At 72.2% G+C, this 19,740-nt stretch carries 16 protein-coding genes and 1 pseudogene; 6 read left to right on the forward strand and 11 right to left on the reverse strand.

Features of this window, described 5'->3' with window-relative positions; all coding sequences use genetic code 11:
* Positions 1 to 184, forward strand: a pseudogene (locus tag ACFUJR_RS35040) (electron transfer flavoprotein subunit alpha/FixB family protein); the annotation flags it as partial.
* Between the two features lie 72 nt (positions 185 to 256).
* Here the strand turns inward: ACFUJR_RS35040 and ACFUJR_RS35045 are convergent.
* The 4 genes from ACFUJR_RS35045 to ACFUJR_RS35060 form a co-directional block, all read right to left on the reverse strand.
* Positions 257 to 649, reverse strand: coding sequence for a hypothetical protein (locus ACFUJR_RS35045; protein ID WP_383177156.1), 393 nt, complete (start codon positions 647 to 649; stop codon positions 257 to 259).
* 122 nt (positions 650 to 771) lie between these two features.
* Positions 772 to 1,488, reverse strand: coding sequence for a TetR family transcriptional regulator (locus ACFUJR_RS35050; RefSeq protein ID WP_383177153.1), 717 nt, complete (start codon positions 1,486 to 1,488; stop codon positions 772 to 774).
* A gap of 101 nt (positions 1,489 to 1,589) precedes the next feature.
* Positions 1,590 to 2,351 carry an SDR family NAD(P)-dependent oxidoreductase gene (locus tag ACFUJR_RS35055; RefSeq protein ID WP_383177150.1) on the reverse strand — a complete coding sequence of 254 codons (762 nt, stop codon included), beginning with the start codon at positions 2,349 to 2,351 and terminating at the stop codon, positions 1,590 to 1,592.
* A 45-nt stretch (positions 2,352 to 2,396) separates the two neighbouring features.
* Positions 2,397 to 3,551, reverse strand: a complete 1,155-nt coding sequence (locus ACFUJR_RS35060) for an acyl-CoA dehydrogenase family protein (RefSeq protein WP_383177147.1) — start codon at positions 3,549 to 3,551, stop codon at positions 2,397 to 2,399.
* Between the two features lie 130 nt (positions 3,552 to 3,681).
* Here ACFUJR_RS35060 and ACFUJR_RS35065 point away from each other — a divergent pair, with 130 nt between their 5' ends.
* Positions 3,682 to 4,287: a TetR/AcrR family transcriptional regulator gene (locus ACFUJR_RS35065; RefSeq protein WP_383177144.1), complete on the forward strand. Its 606-nt coding sequence runs from the start codon at positions 3,682 to 3,684 to the stop codon at positions 4,285 to 4,287.
* A 609-nt stretch (positions 4,288 to 4,896) separates the two neighbouring features.
* Here ACFUJR_RS35065 and ACFUJR_RS35070 read toward each other — a convergent pair.
* From ACFUJR_RS35070 to ACFUJR_RS35090, 5 genes are all read right to left on the reverse strand, one after another.
* Complete coding sequence (locus ACFUJR_RS35070) at positions 4,897 to 6,033, reverse strand: XdhC family protein (RefSeq protein ID WP_383177141.1); 1,137 nt, start codon at positions 6,031 to 6,033, stop codon at positions 4,897 to 4,899.
* A gap of 43 nt (positions 6,034 to 6,076) precedes the next feature.
* Positions 6,077 to 7,543 (reverse strand): NCS2 family permease, encoded by a 1,467-nt coding sequence (locus tag ACFUJR_RS35075; protein ID WP_383177138.1) that lies wholly within the window; start codon positions 7,541 to 7,543, stop codon positions 6,077 to 6,079.
* 319 nt (positions 7,544 to 7,862) lie between these two features.
* The gene (gene pucD, locus ACFUJR_RS35080; RefSeq protein WP_383177134.1) at positions 7,863 to 10,265 is read right to left on the reverse strand and encodes a xanthine dehydrogenase subunit D; all 2,403 of its coding nucleotides are present in this window, start codon (positions 10,263 to 10,265) and stop codon (positions 7,863 to 7,865) included.
* Positions 10,266 to 10,267: 2 nt separating this feature from the next.
* Entirely contained in the window at positions 10,268 to 10,873 is a 606-nt protein-coding gene (locus ACFUJR_RS35085; protein ID WP_383177131.1) for a (2Fe-2S)-binding protein, read from the reverse strand.
* 2 nt (positions 10,874 to 10,875) lie between these two features.
* Positions 10,876 to 11,766, reverse strand: a complete 891-nt coding sequence (locus ACFUJR_RS35090) for an FAD binding domain-containing protein (protein WP_383177128.1) — start codon at positions 11,764 to 11,766, stop codon at positions 10,876 to 10,878.
* 384 nt (positions 11,767 to 12,150) lie between these two features.
* On the opposite strand from ACFUJR_RS35090, the gene ACFUJR_RS35095 reads away from it, so the two are divergent.
* Positions 12,151 to 13,842: a PucR family transcriptional regulator gene (locus tag ACFUJR_RS35095; protein WP_383177125.1), complete on the forward strand. Its 1,692-nt coding sequence runs from the start codon at positions 12,151 to 12,153 to the stop codon at positions 13,840 to 13,842.
* Between the two features lie 369 nt (positions 13,843 to 14,211).
* Positions 14,212 to 15,000 carry a hypothetical protein gene (locus ACFUJR_RS35100; RefSeq protein ID WP_383180778.1) on the forward strand — a complete coding sequence of 263 codons (789 nt, stop codon included), beginning with the start codon at positions 14,212 to 14,214 and terminating at the stop codon, positions 14,998 to 15,000.
* Positions 15,001 to 15,084: 84 nt separating this feature from the next.
* Here ACFUJR_RS35100 and ACFUJR_RS35105 read toward each other — a convergent pair whose 3' ends face one another.
* Both ACFUJR_RS35105 and ACFUJR_RS35110 read right to left on the reverse strand, forming a co-directional pair.
* The gene (locus ACFUJR_RS35105; RefSeq protein ID WP_383180775.1) at positions 15,085 to 16,707 is read right to left on the reverse strand and encodes a hypothetical protein; all 1,623 of its coding nucleotides are present in this window, start codon (positions 16,705 to 16,707) and stop codon (positions 15,085 to 15,087) included.
* 135 nt (positions 16,708 to 16,842) lie between these two features.
* A complete protein-coding gene (locus ACFUJR_RS35110; RefSeq protein ID WP_383180772.1) occupies positions 16,843 to 17,679 on the reverse strand; it encodes a GntR family transcriptional regulator in 837 nt (278 codons plus the stop codon).
* Between the two features lie 149 nt (positions 17,680 to 17,828).
* Between ACFUJR_RS35110 and ACFUJR_RS35115 the strand changes: the two genes are divergently transcribed.
* A complete protein-coding gene (locus ACFUJR_RS35115; protein WP_383180769.1) occupies positions 17,829 to 18,686 on the forward strand; it encodes a (2Fe-2S)-binding protein in 858 nt (285 codons plus the stop codon).
* A gap of 204 nt (positions 18,687 to 18,890) precedes the next feature.
* A partial coding sequence (locus ACFUJR_RS35120; protein ID WP_383451107.1) for a DUF2637 domain-containing protein occupies positions 18,891 to 19,740 on the forward strand: 850 nt, incomplete at its 3' end.

Genomic DNA, 19,740 nt, shown 5'->3' on the forward strand with positions numbered 1-19,740 from the left:
GCTGTACATCGCGGCGGGCATCTCCGGCGCGATCCAGCACCGCGCGGGTATGCAGACCTCGAAGACCATCGTGGCCGTCAACAAGGACGCGGAGGCCCCGATCTTCGACCTGGTGGACTACGGCGTGGTCGGTGACCTCTTCGAGGTCCTGCCGCAGCTGACGGGCGAGATCGGCGCGCGGTAGGGGTCGCTCCCCCGCCCTACGGGAACGGCCCGGTGGCACTCTGTGCCACCGGGCCGTTTCGTCGTGTCCGGGTCAGATCCAGCCGTCGAGGGGGACTTCCTCGCAGAGCCGGACGACCGGCTGTCCCGTCGCGGCCGGGCGTGCGGAGAGCCTGACGCGGACGCCGGGGCGTACCGCGTGCGGGGGTCCGTCGACCCGGCACCGCACGACGAAGCCCTCGGTCATGTGCACCGGCCACAGGTCGTTGTCGGCGGCGGCGACCCCGCGGCGTACGGAGATCACGCCCTCGCCCTCGCTGCGTTCGGGGGCGAGGTCGGTCGACCCGCAGGTCGGACAGAGCAGGCGCTGGAAGGTCGTGGTGTGGCACCAGCGACAGAGCTGGTAGTAGAGCTCGGCGTCGTCCGATTCCTCGGCGCGGACGGCGGCGCTCCCGTTCCTCACTGCTACGGACCCGGTGTGGAACACGATGCGTTCTCCTTGCACTCGGCGGCTCGACCGTGCATGGAGCCAAAGATATGGCACTGAGTGCCATCAAATAAAGACCTGAGTTCCCTCAATTGAAGATACTGAGATCCCTCAGGGGTCTCTCAGCTCTCTCCAAGGCTCGACTCCACCTCACGCACCACCCGCCACATCGGCGTGGAGCGCTTGGTGATCACCACCACAACGTCCTCGGCCTGCTCGCCCCGGCCGGCGCCGCCGCTCTCGCCGCGCTCCTCGCTCCAGGTGTCCCGGACGAACTCCAGGGCCCGGTCCACCTCGGCCAGCGGATCGCCCTCGCCGCCCGAGCGCAGCCAGTGCCTCAGCGTGTGGTTGTGCGCGGCGACCACGGCCGCGGCGACCACGTTGGCCCGCAGGGTGCCGTCGCGCCGGTCGGCGTAGCGGGTCCGCAGATAGTCGCCGAGGGTCTTCTCGTACCGCCAGACGACCGACAGTTCGTACGTCCGCAGGCCCGTCACCTCGCGGGTGAGGCGGTAGCGCTGGACGGAGAAGGTGGGGTTCTCGGCGTACATCCGCATGACGAGGCGGGTGGCGTCGCAGACCCTGACCAGCGGGTCGTCGGTGTCCGCGCTCGCGGCGAGGAACGCCGTCATGTCGGCGAGGCTCTGTTCGTGGTCGGGGAAGACCACGTCCTCCTTGGACGGGAAGTACCGGAAGAACGACCGCCGGCCGACCCCGGCTAGGGCGACGATGTCGTCGACGGTGGTCTGCTCGTACCCCCGCTCCAGGAAGAGCTGGAAGGCCGCGGCGATGAGGGAGTCCCGCATCGCGGGCTTCGCGGAGTTCGTCGAGGCTGTTCCCATGGCCAGAACCTAACATCCGGCCGAGGGCAGCGCGGCACTTGGTGCCAGCTTTCACCGGCACCAAGTGCTCTCCGACGGTAGGGAAGGCGCGTGCGGGTGGGTCAGCGGGCCGCCATCCGCAGGGCGCCGTCCATCCGGATCGTCTCGCCGTTCAGGTAGTCGTGCTCGGCGACCATCGTGACGAGCCTGGCGTACTCGTCCGGGCGGGCCAGACGCTGCGGGAAGGTGACGCTCGCGCCGAGCCCGGCGCGGATCTCCTCGCTGAATCCGGCCATCATCGGGGTGTCGACGATCCCGGGCGCGATGGTGACCACCCGGATGCCGAACTGCGCGAGGTCACGGGCGGCCGTGACGGTCATCCCGGCGACACCCGCCTTGGAGGCGGCGTAGGCGATCTGTCCGACCTGCCCCTCGAAGGCCGCGATCGAGGCGGTGTTGACGACGAGTCCGCGCTGGCCGTGCTCGTCCGGCTCCTGACGGGCGATGACCTCGGCGGCCAGCCGCATCACGTTGAACGTCCCCAGCAGGTTGACGTTCAGGACCGCGCGGAACAGGTCGAGGTCGTGCGGCCCCTTGCGGCCGAGGATGCGGGCGGAGGGGGCGATGCCCGCGCAGTTGACGGCGAGCCGCAGCTCCGCGCCGTCGGCCTCGATCCGGGCGAGGGCCTCGCGGACCGGCGCCTCCTCGGTGACGTCGGCGGCGAGCAGGGTGACGCCCTCGGGCAGGGGCCCGGCCGCGTCTACGGCCTTGTCCAGGTCCAGGCCGTAGACGGTGGCGCCACGGGCGGCGAGTGCGGCGGCGGTGGCGGCACCGAGACCGGATGCGGCGCCGGTGACGAGCGCGGCGGAGCCGGCGATGTCCATGGAACTCCTCGAAACGTCAGCGGAAAATCGGCGGAGGGGCGGGCGTCAGGCGGCGAGCCGGCGGCTGATGACCAGCCGCTGGATCTGGTTGGTGCCCTCGAAGATCTGCATGATCTTGGCCTCGCGCATGTAGCGCTCGACCGGGAAGTCACGGGTGTAGCCGTACCCGCCGAGGACCTGGACGGCGTCCGTGGTCACCTTCATGGCCGCGTCGGTGGCGATCAGCTTGGCCACGCTGGCCTGGCGGCCGAACGGGCGGCCGAGGTCGCGCCGGCGGGCCGCGTCGAGGTAGGTGGCGCGGGCGGAGTCGACGGCGGCGGCCATGTCGGCGAGGAGGAAGCCGAGCCCCTGGTGGTCGACGATCTTCCGGCCGAAGGTGGTGCGCTCGTTGGCGTACGCGACTGCGGCGTCGAGGGCGGCCTGGGCGAGGCCCGTGGCGCAGGCGGCGATGCCGAGGCGACCGCAGTCGAGCGCGCTGAAGGCGATCTGGAGGCCCTGGCCCTCATCGCCGATGAGCCGGTCGGCGTCGAGCAGCGCGCCGTCCCAGTGGGCCGAGGTGGTGGGGACCGCCTGGAGGCCCATCTTCCGCTCGGGCTTGCCGAAGGAGAGGCCCTCGGTCTCGCCGGGGGCGAGGAAGCACGAGATGCCGTGACTGCCGGGAGCGGTGCGTGCGAAGAGGGAGTAGAAGCCCGCCTTGCCGCCGTGGGTGATCCACGCCTTGGTGCCGGTGACGCGGTACGCGGCGCCGTTCGGGCCGTCGTCCACGCGCTCGGCCTTGCAGGCCAGGGCGGCCGCGTCGGAGCCCGCCTGGGGCTCGGAGAGGCTGTATCCGCCGATGGTCTCGCCGGCGAGCATCGCGGGGAGCCAGCGCTCCTTCTGCTCCGTGGTGCCGAAGGAGTGCAGGGGGTGGCAGGCCAGGGTGTGGACGCTGGTCGCGACGGCGACGGCCGCCCAACGCGCCGCCAGCTCCTCCAGGACCTGCAGATACACCTCGTACGGCTGGCCTCCGCCGCCGTACTCCTCGGGATAGGCGAGGCCGAGGAGGCCGGCCCGGCCGAGTGTGGCGAACAGACCCTCGGGATAGGTCTCGGCGGCCTCGTGCTCGTCCACCCGGGAGGAGAGTTCCTTGTCGGCGATCTCCCGGGTGAGGGCGAGGAGGTCCGCCGCCTCGGGGGTGGGAAGCAGGCGGTCGACATCCATGGCGACTCCATTGACACTCAGCCACTCAGCACCGGGATAACGGTACTGCTGGCGGTACGGCAGTACCGCTTAGGGTAGCGCAGAAGGGTTCTGCCGTAACCCCCGAAAGGTGGACCGGCATACTGTTCGGGTGATCGACACTCCAGCCGCCGGCGCCCCCAAGCTGACGGGCCGTGGCGCGGCCCGTCGCTCCGCCCTCTTCGAGGAGCTGGTGGAACTCCTCGTCGGCGAGGGCTTCGCCCGGCTGACCCTGGACGATCTCGCGGCCCGGCTGCGCTGCTCCAAGCGCACGCTGTACGGCCTCGCGGACAGCAAGGAGCAGCTCGTCCGGGCGGCCGTCGTCCACTTCTTCCGGCGCGCCACCACCCGGGTCGAGGCGGTCCTCGCGGCGGAACAGGATCCCGCCGAGCGGCTGGCCGCCTACCTCCGGGCGGTCGCGGCCGAGCTGGCTCCGGTCTCGCCGCAGTTCTTCGACGACGTCGCGGCCTTCGAACCGGCCGCCGAGGTCTACGAGCGCAACACGCGCGCGGCGGCCGGGCGGGTGCAGCAGCTGATCGAGGAGGGCGTGCGTGCGGGCGTCTTCCGCGAGGTCCATGTGACGTTCGCGGCCGATGTCATCGCCTCGGTCATGGTCCGCATCCAGCGGCGACAGGTCGCTGCGGCGACCGGCCTGGCGGACGCGGAGGCGTACGGACAGCTGGCCGAGCTGCTGCTTCAGGGCCTGCGCAAGAACTGACGGCCCCTCCCGGAAGGACCGGCCCGGACGGCCGTATGCCGTCGTCGGTGTGCGGCGTCCGCGGGGTGCGCGGTGCCGTGTCGAGCACGGCCGCCGCGCCCGCGGTGTGCTCCTCTGCCAGGCCCGCGGCGACCAGGTCCACGACCTTCGTATCCCCGCGGCGACGGCTGGGGTCTCGGCCTCCGGTTCGTCGACCCGCACCGGGCCGGGGGTGCGGCTCTCCTCGTTCTCGCCCTCGGCGGGGTGGACGGCGTACCGGGCGACGGGTCGCCGAGCGCGACGGTCCGGGGCGGCGACAGCTCGTCGTCGTCCTCGTCCCGGTCGCGCAGCCACTCACCGGTCCAGCGCGCCTCGTCGCGCGGGTTCCGGCCCGCCCGCAGCGCGCGTGTGGACTCGAAGCAGGGGCCGACGGCGTCGGGGCGCGTCGCGCCGCCGGTGGGTCGGGGCGACGGAGACGTACGTCAGTCCGGGACGGGGCAGATCGGCGCCGGGGAGGGAGAGGGTGAAGGGAAGGCCGCGACAGGGCCGACCAGTTGTTCGCCGTCGTACCGCCGATCGGTTCGCTGTACGCGCACGGGACCGGGCGACCGGCTCGTGCGACCTCCGCCGTCAGGCGACCGAACCGATCCGTCCGGCCGGGGCGCGCGGTGCGTCGTGGTGGATCGGGGTGTGCGCGCCGGTGAGGGAGGCGCCGGTGCCGCCGCGGCGGTTGGCGACGATCTCGGCGGCGATGGAGAGGGCCGTCTCCTCGGGGGTACGGGCGCCGAGGTCGAGTCCTATCGGAGAGCGCAGGCGGGCGAGTTCGATCTCGGTGACACCGACCTCGCGGAGGCGCTTGTTGCGGTCCTCGTGGGTGCGGCGGGAGCCCATCGCGCCGACGTAGGCGACGGGCAGCTTCAGGGCCGCTTCGAGGAGCGGGACGTCGAACTTGGCGTCGTGGGTGAGCACACAGAGGACGGTCCGCCCGTCGACCTCGGTCGACTCCAGGTAGCGGTGCGGCCATTCGACGACGATCTCGTCGGCCTCGGGGAAGCGCGCCGGCGTCGCGAACACGGGCCGGGCGTCGCAGACGGTGACGTGGTAACCGAGGAACTTGCCGACCCTGACGAGGGCGGAGGCGAAGTCGATGGCACCGAAGACGATCATGCGCGGGGCGGGGACGGAGGACTCGACGAGGAGGGTGAGCGGCTGCCCGCAGCGGCTGCCGTCCTCGCCGATCCCGACGGTGCCGGTGCGGCCCGCGTCCAGCATGGCCAGGGCCTCGCCGGCCGCGGTGCGGTCCAGCTCGGGATGACCGCCGAGACTTCCCTCGTACGCCCCGTCGGGACGGACCAGGAGTGCCCGGCCCATCAGGTCGGTGGGTCCGGAGACGATCCTGGCGAGTGCCGCCGCCTCCTTCGAGACGGCGGCGGCCAGGGCGGCGGGGTAGACCCCGCCGCGTACCGGGGTGACGAGGATGTCGATGATGCCGCCGCAGGTCAGCCCTACGGCGAAGGCGTCCTCGTCGCTGTAGCCGAAGCGCTCGACGACGGTCCGGCCGTCTTCGAGGGCCTGCCGGCACAGCTCGTAGACCGCGCCCTCCACACATCCGCCGGAGACCGAGCCGATCGCCGTACCGTCGCTGTCGACGGCGAGTGCGGCGCCCGGCTGCCGGGGCGCGCTCCCGCCGACCGCCACGACGGTGGCGACGGCGAACTCACGTCCCTGCTCGACCCACCGGTGCAGCTCTTCGGCGATGTCCAGCATCTCGAACTCCTCGATACGTGTGTGGAGGGCGACGGTACGGGCGTCAGCTGACGCCCAGCCAGCTCTCGATCGGATGGATGGCGAAGAACACGATGAAGATCGCGGTCAGGCCCCACATGAAGGCACCCACTTCGCGCGCCTTGCCCTGCGCCGTCTTGATCACGGCGTAGGAGATGACGCCGGCCGCGACACCCGTGGTGATGGTGTACGTGAACGGCATCAGGACCACGGTGAGGAACACCGGGATCGCGACGGAGCGGTCGCTCCAGTCGACGTGCTTGGCGTTCTGCATCATCATCGCGCCGATGACGACCAGGGCCGCGGAGGCGACCTCGGCCGGCACGATCGCGGTGATCGGGGTGAAGAAGAGACAGGCCGCGAAGAACGCGCCCGTGACGACGGAGGACAGACCCGTACGGGCACCCTCGCCGACGCCGGTCGCCGACTCGACGAAGACGGTCTGGCCGGAGCCGCCGACCCCGCCGCCGATGACACCGCCGGCACCGTCGATGAACAGGGCCTTGGACAGGCCGGGCATCCGCCCCTGGCTGTCGGCGAGCTTCGCCTCGGAGCCGACGCCGATGATCGTGGCCATGGCGTCGAAGAAGCCGGCGAGCACCAGGGTGAAGACGATCATGGTGATCGTGATGTAGCCGACGTCGCCCCAGCCACTGAACGACACCTCGCCGATGAGCGAGAAGTCCGGCGCGGAGACGGCGCTGCCGCTGAGCTCCGGCGGGCCGGAGAACCAGGCCTTGGCCGGCAGGTCGCCGACGGCGTTGACGATCGCGGCGATGACCGTGCCCGCGACGATGCCGATCAGGATGGCGCCGGGCACGTTGCGGGCCTGGAGCGCGAAGATCAGCAGCAGGGTGAAGGCGAAGATCAGGACGGGCCATCCGGCCAGTTCACCGGCCGGGCCGAGGACGACCGGGCCACCGCCGGGAGACGGGTTCTCATGGACGAAGCCGGCCTTGACGAAGCCGATCAGCGCGATGAAGAGACCGATGCCGATGGTGATCGCGTGCTTGATCGCCAGCGGGATCGCGTTCATGATCATCTCACGGAGGCCGGTGACCACCAGGAGGCAGATCACCGCACCGTACGCCACACACATCGCCATCGCCTGCGGCCAGGTCATGACGGAGATGACCTGCGAGGAGAGGACACCGGAGACGCTGAGCCCGGCCGCGAGAGCGAGGGGGACCTTGCCCCAGAAGCCCATGAGCAGGGTCGTCGCCGCGGCGGCCAGGGCGGTCGCCGTGATGAGGGCGGGCTGGCTGAGGACGTTGCCGTCCACATCCTTGCCGCCGAGGATCAAGGGGTTGAGCAGGAGAATGTACGCCATCGCCATGAAGGTGGTGACGCCGCCGCGGATCTCCGTCGCGACGGTGGATCCTCTCTCCGAGATGTGAAAGTACCGGTCGAGCCAAGAACGGCCGGCGGGGACGTTGGAGCCGGAGCCCGCGTCCTCCGAGGCGGTCTTGGGCTCCACTGACGACTGGGTCATGGGGCCTACTCCCAAGGTTCAAAGGGGCACCCGCATAAGACTTTCCGAAGGTCAGACAAGCTGCGGGATTTGGGATGCTGCGTGGGCTGCACGACCCGGGGGACGGCCCGAGACGAACTTTGATGAATCAGGTCAATCTGGTGATGCTCGGTACTGCTGGTGGTGCTGATGTTGTTCAGTGGTGCTGGTGGTGCTGATGTTGTTCGGTGGTGCTGGTGATGCTGGTGGTATCGGTGAGCGGTGATACCGGGGGCTGCTCCGGGCGGTGCGGGCGGGGGAGGTGTGACGTTCCTGGAAGGCGCACACCGCCCGGAGAGTCCTAGAGGGTGCCGGTGAGCGCCTCGGGGCGGACCGGCGTCTTGTTGAGCTCCAGGCCCGTCGCGTTCCGGATCGCCGCGAGGACGGCCGGGGTGGACGACAGGGTCGGGGCCTCGCCGAGTCCCCGCAGGCCGTACGGCGCCTTGGGGTCGGCCAGTTCGAGTACGTCGACCGGGATCGTCGGCGTGTCGAGGATCGTCGGGATCAGGTAGTCCGTGAAGGAGGGGTTACGCACCTTCGCGGTCTTCGGGTCCACGATGATCTCTTCCATCACCGCGACGCCCAGGCCCTGGGTGGTACCACCCTGGATCTGGCCGACCACGGAGAGCATGTTGAGCGCCTTGCCGACGTCCTGGGCCGTGGCGAGCTCGATGACCTTCACCAGGCCGAGTTCGGTGTCCACCTCCACCACCGCGCGGTGCGCGGCGAAGGTGTACTGGACGTGGCCGTCGCCCTGGCCGGTGACCAGGTCGAACGGAACGGTCGGGCGGTGCCGGAACTCGTGCTCCTGGTCGACGCTCTCGCCCTCCAGGACGTCCGCCAGGTCCGCGAGGACCTCGCCGCCGTCGGTGACGACCTTGCCGCTTTCCAGCAGCAGTTCGGCCGTGGCCCACGCCGGGTGGTAGGAGCCGAACTTGCGGCGGCCGATCTCGAGGACGGCCTCGCGCACCTTCTCGCAGGTGTTCTTCACCGCGCCACCGGTCATGTACGTCTGCCGGGAGGCGGACGTCGAGCCGGCGGAGCCGACCTGGGTGTCGGCCGGGTGGATCGTCACCTGGGTGACGCCCAGCTCCGTGCGGGCGATCTGGGCGTGGACGGTGACACCGCCCTGGCCGACCTCCGCCATGGCCGTGTGGACCATCGCGACGGGCTCGCCGTTGATGACCTCCAGGCGCACACGGGCGGTGGAGTAGTCGTCGAAGCCCTCGGAGAAGCCGACGTTCTTGATGCCGACGGCGTAGCCGACACCGCGGACGACTCCTTCGCCGTGCGTGGTGTTGGACAGACCGCCCGGCAGCGCGCGGACGTCCGCCTGCTCACCGGCCGCGAGCCACTGCTGCTCCGGCGGCATCGGGCGGGCCTTGACCCGGCGCAGCAGCTCGGCGACCGGGGCCGGCGAGTCCACGACCTGGCCGGTCGGCATGAGCGTGCCCTGCTCCATGGCGTTCAGCTGGCGCAGCTCGACCGGGTCCATGCCCAGCTTCGCCGCGAGCTTGTCCATCTGAGCCTCGTACGCGAAGCAGGCCTGGACGGCGCCGAAGCCGCGCATCGCGCCGCAGGGCGGGTTGTTCGTATAGAGCGCGACGGCCTCGATCTCGACGTCGTCGATCACGTACGGACCGGCGCCCAGCGAGGACGCGTTTCCGACGACGGCCGGGGAGGCCGACGCGTAGGCGCCGCCGTCGAGCACGATCCGCGCCTTCATGTGCGTGATCTTGCCGTCCTTGGTGGCACCGTGCTCGTACCAGAGCTTCGCCGGGTGGCGGTGCACGTGGCCGAAGAAGGACTCGAAGCGGTTGTAGACGATCTTGACGGGCTTGCCGGTGCGGAGCGCCAGGAGGCACGCGTGGATCTGCATCGAGAGGTCCTCGCGGCCGCCGAAGGCGCCGCCGACGCCGGAGAGCGTCATACGGACCTTCTCCTCGGGCAGGCCGAGGACCGGGGCGATCTGCTTGAGGTCCGAGTGCAGCCACTGGGTGGCCACGTAGAGGTCGACACCGCCGTCCTCGGAGGGCACGGCGAGGCCGGACTCCGGGCCGAGGAAGGCCTGGTCCTGCATGCCGAACACGTACTCGCCCTCGACGATCACGTCGGCCCTCTTACGGGCCTCCTCCACGTTGCCGCGGACGATCGGCTGGCGGTGCACGATGTTGGGGTGCGGGACGTGACCGGAGTGGTGGTCGTCGCGGCCCTCGTGGATCAGGGGGGCGTCGGGGGCGAGGGCGGAGGCCTCGTCGGTGACGACCGGCAGTTCCCGGTACTCGATCTTGATCTTGGCGGCCGCGCGGCGGGCGGTCTCCGGGTGGTCGGCGGCGATCAGGGCCACCGGCTCACCGTGGTGCCGTACCCGGCCGTGGGCCAGGACAGGGGTGTCCTGGATCTCCAGACCGTAGTTCTTCATCTCGGCCGGCAGGTCGTCGTACGTGAGGACGGCGTACACACCGGCCATCGCGAGCGCCTCGGAGATGTCGATGGAGACGATCTCGGCGTGCGCGACGGTGGAGCGCAGCGTCTGGCCCCACAGCATGTCCTCGTGCCACATGTCCGAGGAGTACGCGAACTCACCGGTGACCTTGAGGGTGCCGTCCGGGCGGAGCGTCGACTCCCCGATGCCGCCCTTGGTGTGCTTCTGGGTGACGTTCGTCGGCGTGCCCGCCGGAACGGTGCGCGTGTTCTGAGCCATGGTCAGACCGCCTCTCCCTGACGGGCGGCCGCCAGGCGGACCGCGTCGAGGATCTTCTCGTAACCCGTGCAGCGGCAGAGGTTGCCGGAGAGGGCCTCACGGATGTCCTGGTCGGACGGGTCGCTCTGGCGCTCCAGGAGCTCATCGGCGGCGATCAGCAGACCCGGGGTGCAGAAACCGCACTGGACGGCGCCGGCGTCGATGAACGCCTGCTGGATCGGCGAGAGCGCCAGCGGGTCGCTGCCGGCCTCGCCGGTCTGCGAGTCCTGGCCCGGCTTCGCCTCCCACTTCTTGGCGGCGTCGAGCGAGGTGCCGCAGGCGCCGGAGGCGCAGCCGCCCCGGCCGTGCTCCTCGCGCTGCTTGGCGAAGTCGGCGAGACCCTCGACCGTGACGACCTCGCGGCCCTCGGCCTGGCCGGCGGCAACCAGACAGGAACAGACCGGCACCCCGTCGAGACGGACGGTGCAGGAGCCGCACTCGCCCTGCTCGCACGCGTTCTTGGAGCCGGGCAGCCCCATCCGCTCACGCAGCACGTAGAGAAGGGACTCGCCCTCCCAGACGTCGTCGGCTTCCTGCGGACGACCGTTGACCGTGAAATTGACGCGCATGGTTATGCAGCTCCCTCAAGCGTGCGGCCGGTGCCGCGGTACTGCTCCCAGGTCCAGCCCAGCTGGCGGCGGGCCATGATGCCCACGGCGTGGCGGCGGTACTTGGCGGTGCCACGGACGTCGTCGATCGGGTTCGCGGCGCCCGAGCAGAGTTCGGCGAACTGCTTCGCGATCGACGGGGTGATGATCTTGCCGCTCTCCCAGAAGCCGCCCTCCTCCAGAGCCGCGTTCAGGAAGACCTCGGCCTCCTTGGCGCGGATCGGGGTCGGCGCGGCGGAACCGATGCCGGTGCGGACCGTGCGGGTCTCCGGGTGGAGCGCCAGGCCGAAGGCGCAGACCGCGATGACCATCGCGTTGCGCGTACCGACCTTGGAGTACTGCTGGGGGCCGTCCGCCTTCTTGATGTGGACGGTCTTGATGAGCTCGTCGGGCTCGAGCGCGTTGCGCTTCACGCCCGTGTAGAACTCGTCGATCGGGATGAACCGGTTGCCACGAACCGACTCGACCTCGACCTCGGCACCCGCGGCGAGCAGCGCGGGGTGCGCGTCACCGGCGGGGGACGCGGTGCCCAGGTTGCCGCCGACGCCGCCGCGGTTGCGGATCTGCGGGGAGGCCACGGTGTGCGAGGCGAGCGCGAGGCCCGGCAGCTCGGCCCGCAGGTTCTCCATGATCTGGGTGTACGGAACGGAGGCGCCGAGGCGGACGTTCTCCTCGCCCACCTCCCACTCGCGCAGCAGCTCGATACGGTTCAGGTCCAGGAGGTACTCGGGACGCCGGTGGTCGAAGTTGATCTCGACCATGATGTCGGTACCACCCGCGATGGGCACGGCCGTGGGGTGCTCGGCCTTGGCGGCGAGCGCCTCCTCCCAGCTGGCGGGGCGAAGGAAGTCCATGGTGGCTCTCTTCTTGTGCTTCTAGTGATCGGGGGTCGGTCGGTCTTCAACGGGCCCGGGGGGACGGCCGGCCCTCGACTTCGAATTCATGTTCACGTGCTGTTAACGCGATGTGTGGCCTAGTACACAAGGCCGGCCCGCCGGGGTGCAGTCACCGAAAACATGAAGGAGTTGGCTGGTGACCTTGTTCGTCTTGTAGATTCGAACGAACGGCGGTACTCGGCAACCTCGCCGTTTCCCCCTGGAAACAGTGGCACCAGGCCACCGACCACATCGCGACAGTCTTCGGAACCGTCGGACGTGCCGTCGCTCCGGGGGCGCGGCGGGCGAGTACCCGCGAAAGTGACAGACGAGTGACGGACGAGAAGGAACGGCGGCAACGAGATGCGGCTGCGCGCACTGCTGGAAACCGACGCGCTGGGGCTGCGCCTGCTCGGTGGTGAGGACGAGCTGGACCGCACCGTCCGCGGCGTGATGACGACGGACCTCAAGGACCCCAGCCGGTATCTGTCCGGCGGTGAGCTGGTCCTCACCGGCCTCGCCTGGCTCCGGGATCCCGAGGACGCGGAGCCGTTCGTCCGGATCCTGGCCTCGGCCGGGGTGGCCGGGCTCGCGGCGGGTGAGGCGGAGCTCGGGGACATCCCCGACGATCTCGTACAGGCGTGTTCTCGCCATCGGCTGCCGCTCTTCGCAGTGAACGAGTCCGTTGCGTTCGCGACGATCACCGAACATGTTGTTCGACAGGTGTCCGGTGAACGGGCGGGCGACCTGGCGGCGGTCGTCGACCGTCACCGGCGGCTGATGACCTCCGGTCCGGCGGGGGGCGGGCCCGAGGTCGTTCTGGACCTCCTCGGCTCCGACCTGGACCTCCGGGCCTGGGTCCTCTCCCCCACCGGGCGCCAGATCGCCGGCGCGGGAGAGCCCCTGGACACCTCGCTCGCGGCGACACTGGCCGGTGAGCACCTGGCGGCGACCAGGACCGGACGGCGTGGCCCGCACCGGCTCAGCGCCTCCGGAACCACGTTCTCCCTCTTCCCTATCCGCAACACCGGGCGCGGCGCGGCGCCCGCCGTGCGGGACGTACGGGAGACCGTGCTCTCCGACTGGCTGCTGGCCGTCGAGGCCGACGCCGGTGACTGGCCGGCCGCCCGGCTCGACCTGCTCCAGGGCGTCACCCAGCTGATCGCCGTCGAGCGGGACCGGCGGGACGCGGCGCGTACGGTACGGCGCCGGCTGGCACAGGAGGTCCTGGAGCTGGTCCAGACGGGCGCCGCCCCCGCCGAGATCGCCGCGCGTCTGCGGGTCGCCGCTCCGGTGCTGCTGCCGGGCCTGGGGACCGCGCCGCACTGGCAGGTCGTCGTCGCCCGCGTCGAATGGGACCCGGAGGCCGGGCAGGGCCCCGTGGAGACCGGTCCGGTCGCCCAGGCGCTCCTGGAGGAGATCCTCGTCGACCCGGCGACCGTGGGCCCCGAGTCCACCGACCGGATCGCGGTCGCGCACCACGGGGACGAGGCCATCGCTCTGGTGCCGCTGCCGGCGGGCCCGCTGCCCGACAGCGAGGACGAGGGGACCACGAACATCGGGCTGCACGCCGACGCGCTGCTCGCGGCGGTACGCGAACCGCTCTCCGCCGGCCTCGACGGCGACGGCCGCCTCACCCTCGGTGTCAGTGCGGCGGTCCACTCGGCGGAGGGCCTGCGCGGCGCCCTGGAGGAGGCCAGGCACGCCCGTCGTGTCGCCGCCGCCCGCCCGGGCCGCGTCTGCGCCGCCGGGCACCACGAGCTCGCCTCGCACGTGCTGCTGCTGCCGTTCGTCCCGGACGACGTCCGCCGCGCGTTCACGGCCCGGCTGCTCGACCCGCTGCGCGACTACGACCGCCGCCACCGCGCCGAGCTCATCCCCACGCTGGAGGCGTTCCTCGACTGCGACGGCTCCTGGACCCGCTGCGCGACCCGGCTTCACCTGCATGTGAACACCCTGCGCTACCGGGTGGGGCGGATCGAGCAACTGACGGGCCGCGACCTGTCGCGCCTGGAGGACAAGCTCGACTTCTTCCTGGCGCTGCGCATGAGCTGAACCGCCCGGGCGGGTGACCCCGGGTCACCCGCCCGGCCCAGGCGGACGCGGAACCCGCTGCCGTCACCCGAAGGGATCATGGCGGGATTCATCCCTTCGGGGGAACATCGACCCGCGCTGCACGGAAGGCGCGGGCCCCTGTCCGACGGCCGGCGAGTCACCGCGACGGCGCCTGGGGGCAGGCCGGAGCGGACGTGATCGAGCCATCGGGCCATGCCGAACGCACGCGTCCGCATAGCGGTCAAGGTCCAGCACTTGTGAAAATTTTCACCTGACCCCTTGGCCAGCGCCACGCGTTCGTGCTGAGATGCGGGCCTGACTCAACAGCTCAATGGCGCGCTCGGGGAGGGCAATGTGGCGGATACCGCCATGTCTGGTTCCGAAACAACGGGTGGCGACGATCCGTCCCTTGGCTACGGCGGGGCGACCCCGATGGAGACGGCGATATGGCGTCTTCGCTCGCGCGGCTGCTGGACGGACGCCGCCGCCCTGCTCACGCCCCGCGCCGCGGAACCGGCGGCGGCACTGGAACGGGCGGCCCTGCTGATCGAGCGGTGTCTGTACACCGAGAAGGGGTGGGCGGACGCCGAGGAGGCGCTCCGGGCGGCCGAGGCCGTGGCACGGACGGACGAGGAGCGAGGGGCCGCCGCGTGTGAACGCGGCTATCTCGCCTACGCGTCGACGCTGCTCGGCGTACGCGACCGGGCCGACGAGGCGACCGCGGCGCTCGGGCGGGCGGCGGCGCTGATCAGCCCCGGGGGCGAGGGGCGTCCGCTGCTCGACTACCGGCGCGGGCTGATGGCGCAGAACCTCGGCGACTCGCCGCAGGCCGCGCGCGCCGCCTACCGGCGCGCCCATGCGGGTGCCACGGCCCAGGGGGACGATCTGCTGCTCTCCTCCACCTGGCGCCATCTCGCCGGACTCGCCTTACGCGAAGGCGAGTTGGCGGAGGCGCGGCACGGCTTCGCCGAGTCGCTCCGCATCCGTGAGGAGCTCGGCTATCTGGTCGGTACGGCCCCGGCCCTGACGGCCCTCGCGGACACGGAGACGGAGCCGGAGGCGGGCCGCCTCCGGGCCGAGGCGGCCCGGCTGTTCCGTCTCCTGGGCGGGGTGCCGACCTGGCTCGCAGCCCAACTGACGCCTCGGCCGGCGATCTGACGGAAAGTTGGGGGAATGGGCGGGGGGGGCGGGGAGCGAGCCGCCCCCCGCCCGTTCCGGGGCAACGACGGCTGTGACGTGCCGTCACCCCGCCTGGTGCGGCGCCTGGTCCAGGCAGAGAAGCCCCTCGTCCATCCCCACCACCAGCGCCCCGTCCGGCATCAGGGCCACCGCGCGGACGGGCGGGCCGGGACGGAACGTGCGGCGGGACCGGGTGTCGAGGGCGTGGAGTTCGACGAGACCGTCCGCCCAGGCGATCGCGAGCGACGGTCCCTCGGCCGTCTCCGCGGCGTCCAACGACACGACGGCGGCGCGGCGTTCGGCGATCGGGGTCGGGTCCGGGTCCTGGCCCGGGATCCAACGGCGGACGGTGCCGTCGAGGCCGCCGCTGCAGAGGAAGGGTGTGGCGGTCTCGATCGCCGTCACGGCAGTGACACGGCCGCTGTGCAGCGCGGCCTGGTGGATGCCCGTCAGACCGAAGGCGTGGACGGAGCCGAGCCGGTCGCCCACCACGACCGAGCCCGCGATCGCCGCGAGCGCGCTGCCCGGGTGGCGGGTGAGAGTCGCCGCGACGGCCGTCGTGAGCCGCTCCAGATAGGGCGGCCGGGGCGCGGGCCCGGGGACCGGTTGCAGCCGGCCACGCTCGTCCAGGAGCAGCACCGTCCCGTCCGGCGCGGGCGCCAGCGCCTTGATCCGCCCTCCCGAGGGGGTCCGCAGGGACCCGCCCGCGGGGGTCGCGTCGGCCGCGTCGAGCAGCCGTACCTCGTCCGTCGTACCCGCGACGAGGAGGCGGCCGCCGATGGCGCCCAGGGCCGTGACCGGGCCCGGCCACGGCGGGGTGAGGTCGCCGCGTACCCGGGTCCACCGCACCCGCCAGGGCGCGTCGGCAGCGAGGGCGCGCAGCGCGGGACGGAGCCGGGGGTCCGCCTCGTCGCCGAGGGCGCCGAGCAGGACGACGGCCCGGTCCGCCGGGCTCTGGTCGCGGCAGAGGGACTGGCCCGCGCGCAGCCAGGCGGACCGCAGGCCGCCGCGGTCGTCGCCGGGGCCGGTCGCGTACGCGGTGGTGACGCGCAGCGGGTCGACCGTGCACACCGTGACGGGGTCGGCCAGATCGACGGCGTGCCGTGCCTCGTACGGCGCGGAGGCCTCGCCCGGCTCCGACTCCCCTCGCTCGGCGGTCTCTTGGGCCACACCGGCGGCCTCGACGTCCCCGTCGAGGTCCACGACGGCGACGCGGCGTTCGGAGAGGAGGGCGTACGACGGCGTCCCCGTGCAGGTCTCCACGACGAGCCGGACGCGGCCCGACGCGGCGAGTTCTCCGACGAGTTCGGCGATGGCCTCCGGCTCGGCGGCGGCGTGCAGGTCCGGCAGGACCAGCGCGGCGCGCCGCGTCTCGGTGGTGGCCACGGCGCGGACCAGTTCGCCGGGCGTTCTGGCCGCCACACCGAGCCGGTTCGCGATCGTCCAGGCCGCGCCGAGCGCGCACTGCCCGGCGAGCGGGATCAGCTCGCGCGCCGCGCGCCGACGGCGCGCGCCGGGGCGGGTGCCGTGCGCGGCCAGCCAGGAGAGCAGGGCGGACTTGCCCCGCCGGGGGCCCCCGACGACCAGGCAGAGGCGCGGGGCCTCCGGGTCGGTGAGCCAGCCGAGCAGGGCCGCCGCCTCGGCCTCCGTAGGGGCGGGGCGGCCTCCGCGGACGGATCCGGTCACGGGCGCCTTCCCCGTGCCGGGGACGGAGACGCGGACGGCATGGGACACCTCACGGACGGCGCTGTACGGGCGGGACGACGGCAACAGCCAGCGGCGGCAAGGGCCAAGGGCACCGGCCGACGGCAACCTTAGTCGTCACTCCGCCGATCCGGTGAAATGCTCTCTGACAAGTGACTGTACGACGGTGACATCCTGGGCGATCAGGGCGTCGAGGAGGGCGGTGTGTTCCGCCGCGTCGGCGACGAGGTCGCCGTGCCGGGTCACCGGGCCGCTCACCAGGGGCCACTGGGAGCGGCGGTGCAGGTCGTCGGCGACGGTGAGGAGCTGTTCGTTCCCGGCGAGGGAGAGGACGGCGCGATGGAAGGCGCGGTCGGCCTCGGCGTAGTGGGCGCGGTCGCCGCGGGCGGCGGCGGCCCCGGTGGCCTCGGCGAGCGGCCGGAGTTCCGCCCAGCGGGCGGCGGGGACCGTGCGGGCGAGACGGAGCATGATCGGGATCTCGATGAGCGCGCGGACCTCGGCCAGCTCGGCCAGCTCGCGGGGGGTGCGCTCGATGACCCGGAATCCGCGGTTCGGTACGACTTCGACGGCGCCTTCGACGGCGAGCTGCTGCATGGCCTCGCGCACGGGGGTCGCGGAGACGCCGAAGCGCTCGGCGAGGACAGGGGCGGAGTACACCTCGCCGGGGACCAGCTCGCCGCCGACGAGGGCCGCGCGCAGGGCCTGGAGGATCTGGCCGCGCACGGAGTGGCGCTGGACGGTGCGGGGGGCTGCGAGGCCGGGCACCGCCGCCTCGCCGTGGACGGACGCTCCCAGGGTGGGCTCACGGCGGACCGGCGCGCCCTGGACGGGCTCGCTGTGGGTGTGCTCGCCGCGCGCCGGCTCCCCGCGGCCCTGCCCCGGGACCCGTGCCGCTCCGTCGCGCGGCGGGAGCGGACGATCGGCCGCCCGCTCGCGCGCTCTGCCTTGCTCCACCCGGGTCCTCCTGCGGGGTCGTGCCGGGCCCGGCTCGCGATACCGAGGCCCCCTGTGCACCATAGGCGGACAGGGCCGCAGTTCAAACATCGATCGCGTCGGGTAAGGTAAGGCTAACCTGCCAACGATCGCGATTCGGTGGTCCCCGTATGGCCCTCCCCGCCCTGCTCCCCGCCCCGTCCACCTCGCCCGTCGCGGCCTCGTACGCCCGGCTCGGCGAGGTGTTCCCCGGCCTGCGGATAGAGGAGCTCGGCCAGGACGAGCAGTCGCCACGCGGGGCCGGCTGGGTCGGCGCGGACGAGCTCGCGGCCGGCGGCGCCGCCCTCGACGCCTTCCTCGCCTGGGACAACGCCCAGGTGCTGCGCGACTACGGGCAGCAGGCCCGGCCGGACGTGGTCGCCGGCTTCGGACTGCACCGGTACGCCTGGCCCGCCTGCCTCCTGGTCACCGTCCCCTGGTTCCTGCACCGCCGGGTCCCGCGGCTGCCCGCCCGGAACGTGGCCTTCCAGCGGGCCCTCGGCCGGATGACCGTCCGGATCGAGGAGTTCGCCTGCCTGCCGGACGACCCCGCCGCGGCCCTTCCCGGCGCCCGGGTCGTCCCGGACGAGGAGGCCCTGCGCGCCGAGGTCAGGAGCGCGCTCGCCGAGCACTTCGAGTCCGTCCTGGCCGGCTTCGGCCCGCGTATACGGCGCGGGAAGCGGGGGCTGTGGGGCATGGCGACGGACGAGATCGTCGAGGGCCTCTGGTACGTCGGGGCGCTGTTCGACGAGGAGCAGCGGGCGATGGCCGAGCTGGAGATGCTGCTGCCCGGCACGGCCAAGCCGTACGCGGGATCCGCGGGCTTCCGCGAGCTGCCCGGCGCCGAGGCGCCCGACGGAACCCCCCGCGCCACCCGGGACCGCGCGGCGTGCTGCTTCTTCTACACACTGCGCCCCGCGGACACCTGTCTCACGTGTCCGCGCACGTGTGACGCCGAGCGGGTCCGCAGGCTCACCGAGGCCGCCTGACCGTCCGGGGGATTACGCCACTCGTACGGGTGACGTGATTCGAACGCAACTCCCTCGCATCGCGCGGCTGTTCGACCAGATCGCACCTATTCGTATGCCGTCCGGCCCCATTGGCGTGCTCTTGCCGCGAAACCCCGTGAGCGGCCTCCGGGGTCGGCCAGTATGGGCGGCCGAAACGCCCTACTGCGATGCAAGGGACACCGCATGAGACTGACCGACATATCGCTGGACTGGCTGCTTCCGGGTGGCGTCATGGTGGCCGGAGTCCTGACGGCGGTGGCGGTGCTCGCGCGCGGCAAGCGCGCCGGTGACCAGGCCGCGGCGGACGACTCCTGGGAGCGCAGTGAGGAACGCCGCCGACGCAAGGAGGCGATCTACGGAACCGCCTCCTACGTCCTTCTCTTCTGCTGCGCGGCCGTGGCCGCCGCGCTCTCCTTCCACGGTCTGGTCGGCTTCGGCCGCCAGAACCTGAACCTCACCGGGGGCTGGGAGTACCTCGTCCCGTTCGGCCTCGACGGCGCGGCGATGTTCTGCTCGGTCCTCGCGGTGCGCGAGGCGAGCCACGGTGACGCGGCCCTCGGCTCGCGACTCCTGGTGTGGACGTTCGCGGGCGCGGCCGCCTGGTTCAACTGGGTCCACGCGCCCCGGGGTCTGGGCCACGCGGGTGCCCCGCAGTTCTTCGCGGGCATGTCCCTCTCGGCGGCCGTCCTCTTCGACCGGGCCCTCAAGCAGACCCGCCGGGCGGCGCTGCGCGAGCAGGGCCTGGTGCCCAGGCCGCTGCCGCAGATCCGGATCGTACGGTGGCTGAGGGCGCCCAGGGAGACCTTCGCGGCCTGGTCGCTGATGCTCCTGGAGGGTGTACGGACCCTCGACGAGGCGGTCGACGAGGTCCGCGAGGACCGGCGCGAGAAGCAGCAGAACCGGATGCGCAGGCGCGAGCGGGAGAAGCTCGACCGGGCCAGGATCAAGGCGATCAACCGTCAGCACCGGGCCTTCGGGCTGGGCCGCGGGGGCGGTCGCCAGGTCGAGGTACCGGCCCTGAACTCCGGCGCGG

The organism is Streptomyces sp. NPDC057271 (assembly GCF_042668715.1).
Taxonomy (GTDB): Bacteria; Actinomycetota; Actinomycetes; order Streptomycetales; family Streptomycetaceae; genus Streptomyces.

What these genes read in the sequence shown, in the direction of transcription:
- ACFUJR_RS35060 (WP_383177147.1), bottom strand. Translation starts at nt 3,551, where the DNA reads ATGGATGTCGACCGCCTGCTTCCCACCCCCGAGGCGGCGGACCTCCTC.
- ACFUJR_RS35095 (WP_383177125.1), top strand. Translation starts at nt 12,151, where the DNA reads ATGCGGCTGCGCGCACTGCTGGAAACCGACGCGCTGGGGCTGCGCCTG.
- ACFUJR_RS35070 (WP_383177141.1), bottom strand. Translation starts at nt 6,033, where the DNA reads ATGCTGGACATCGCCGAAGAGCTGCACCGGTGGGTCGAGCAGGGACGT.
- ACFUJR_RS35100 (WP_383180778.1), top strand. Translation starts at nt 14,212, where the DNA reads ATGTCTGGTTCCGAAACAACGGGTGGCGACGATCCGTCCCTTGGCTAC.
- ACFUJR_RS35090 (WP_383177128.1), bottom strand. Translation starts at nt 11,766, where the DNA reads ATGGACTTCCTTCGCCCCGCCAGCTGGGAGGAGGCGCTCGCCGCCAAG.
- pucD (WP_383177134.1), bottom strand. Translation starts at nt 10,265, where the DNA reads ATGGCTCAGAACACGCGCACCGTTCCGGCGGGCACGCCGACGAACGTC.
- ACFUJR_RS35115 (WP_383180769.1), top strand. Translation starts at nt 17,829, where the DNA reads ATGGCCCTCCCCGCCCTGCTCCCCGCCCCGTCCACCTCGCCCGTCGCG.
- ACFUJR_RS35050 (WP_383177153.1), bottom strand. Translation starts at nt 1,488, where the DNA reads ATGGGAACAGCCTCGACGAACTCCGCGAAGCCCGCGATGCGGGACTCC.
- ACFUJR_RS35075 (WP_383177138.1), bottom strand. Translation starts at nt 7,543, where the DNA reads ATGACCCAGTCGTCAGTGGAGCCCAAGACCGCCTCGGAGGACGCGGGC.
- ACFUJR_RS35055 (WP_383177150.1), bottom strand. Translation starts at nt 2,351, where the DNA reads ATGGACATCGCCGGCTCCGCCGCGCTCGTCACCGGCGCCGCATCCGGT.
- ACFUJR_RS35085 (WP_383177131.1), bottom strand. Translation starts at nt 10,873, where the DNA reads ATGCGCGTCAATTTCACGGTCAACGGTCGTCCGCAGGAAGCCGACGAC.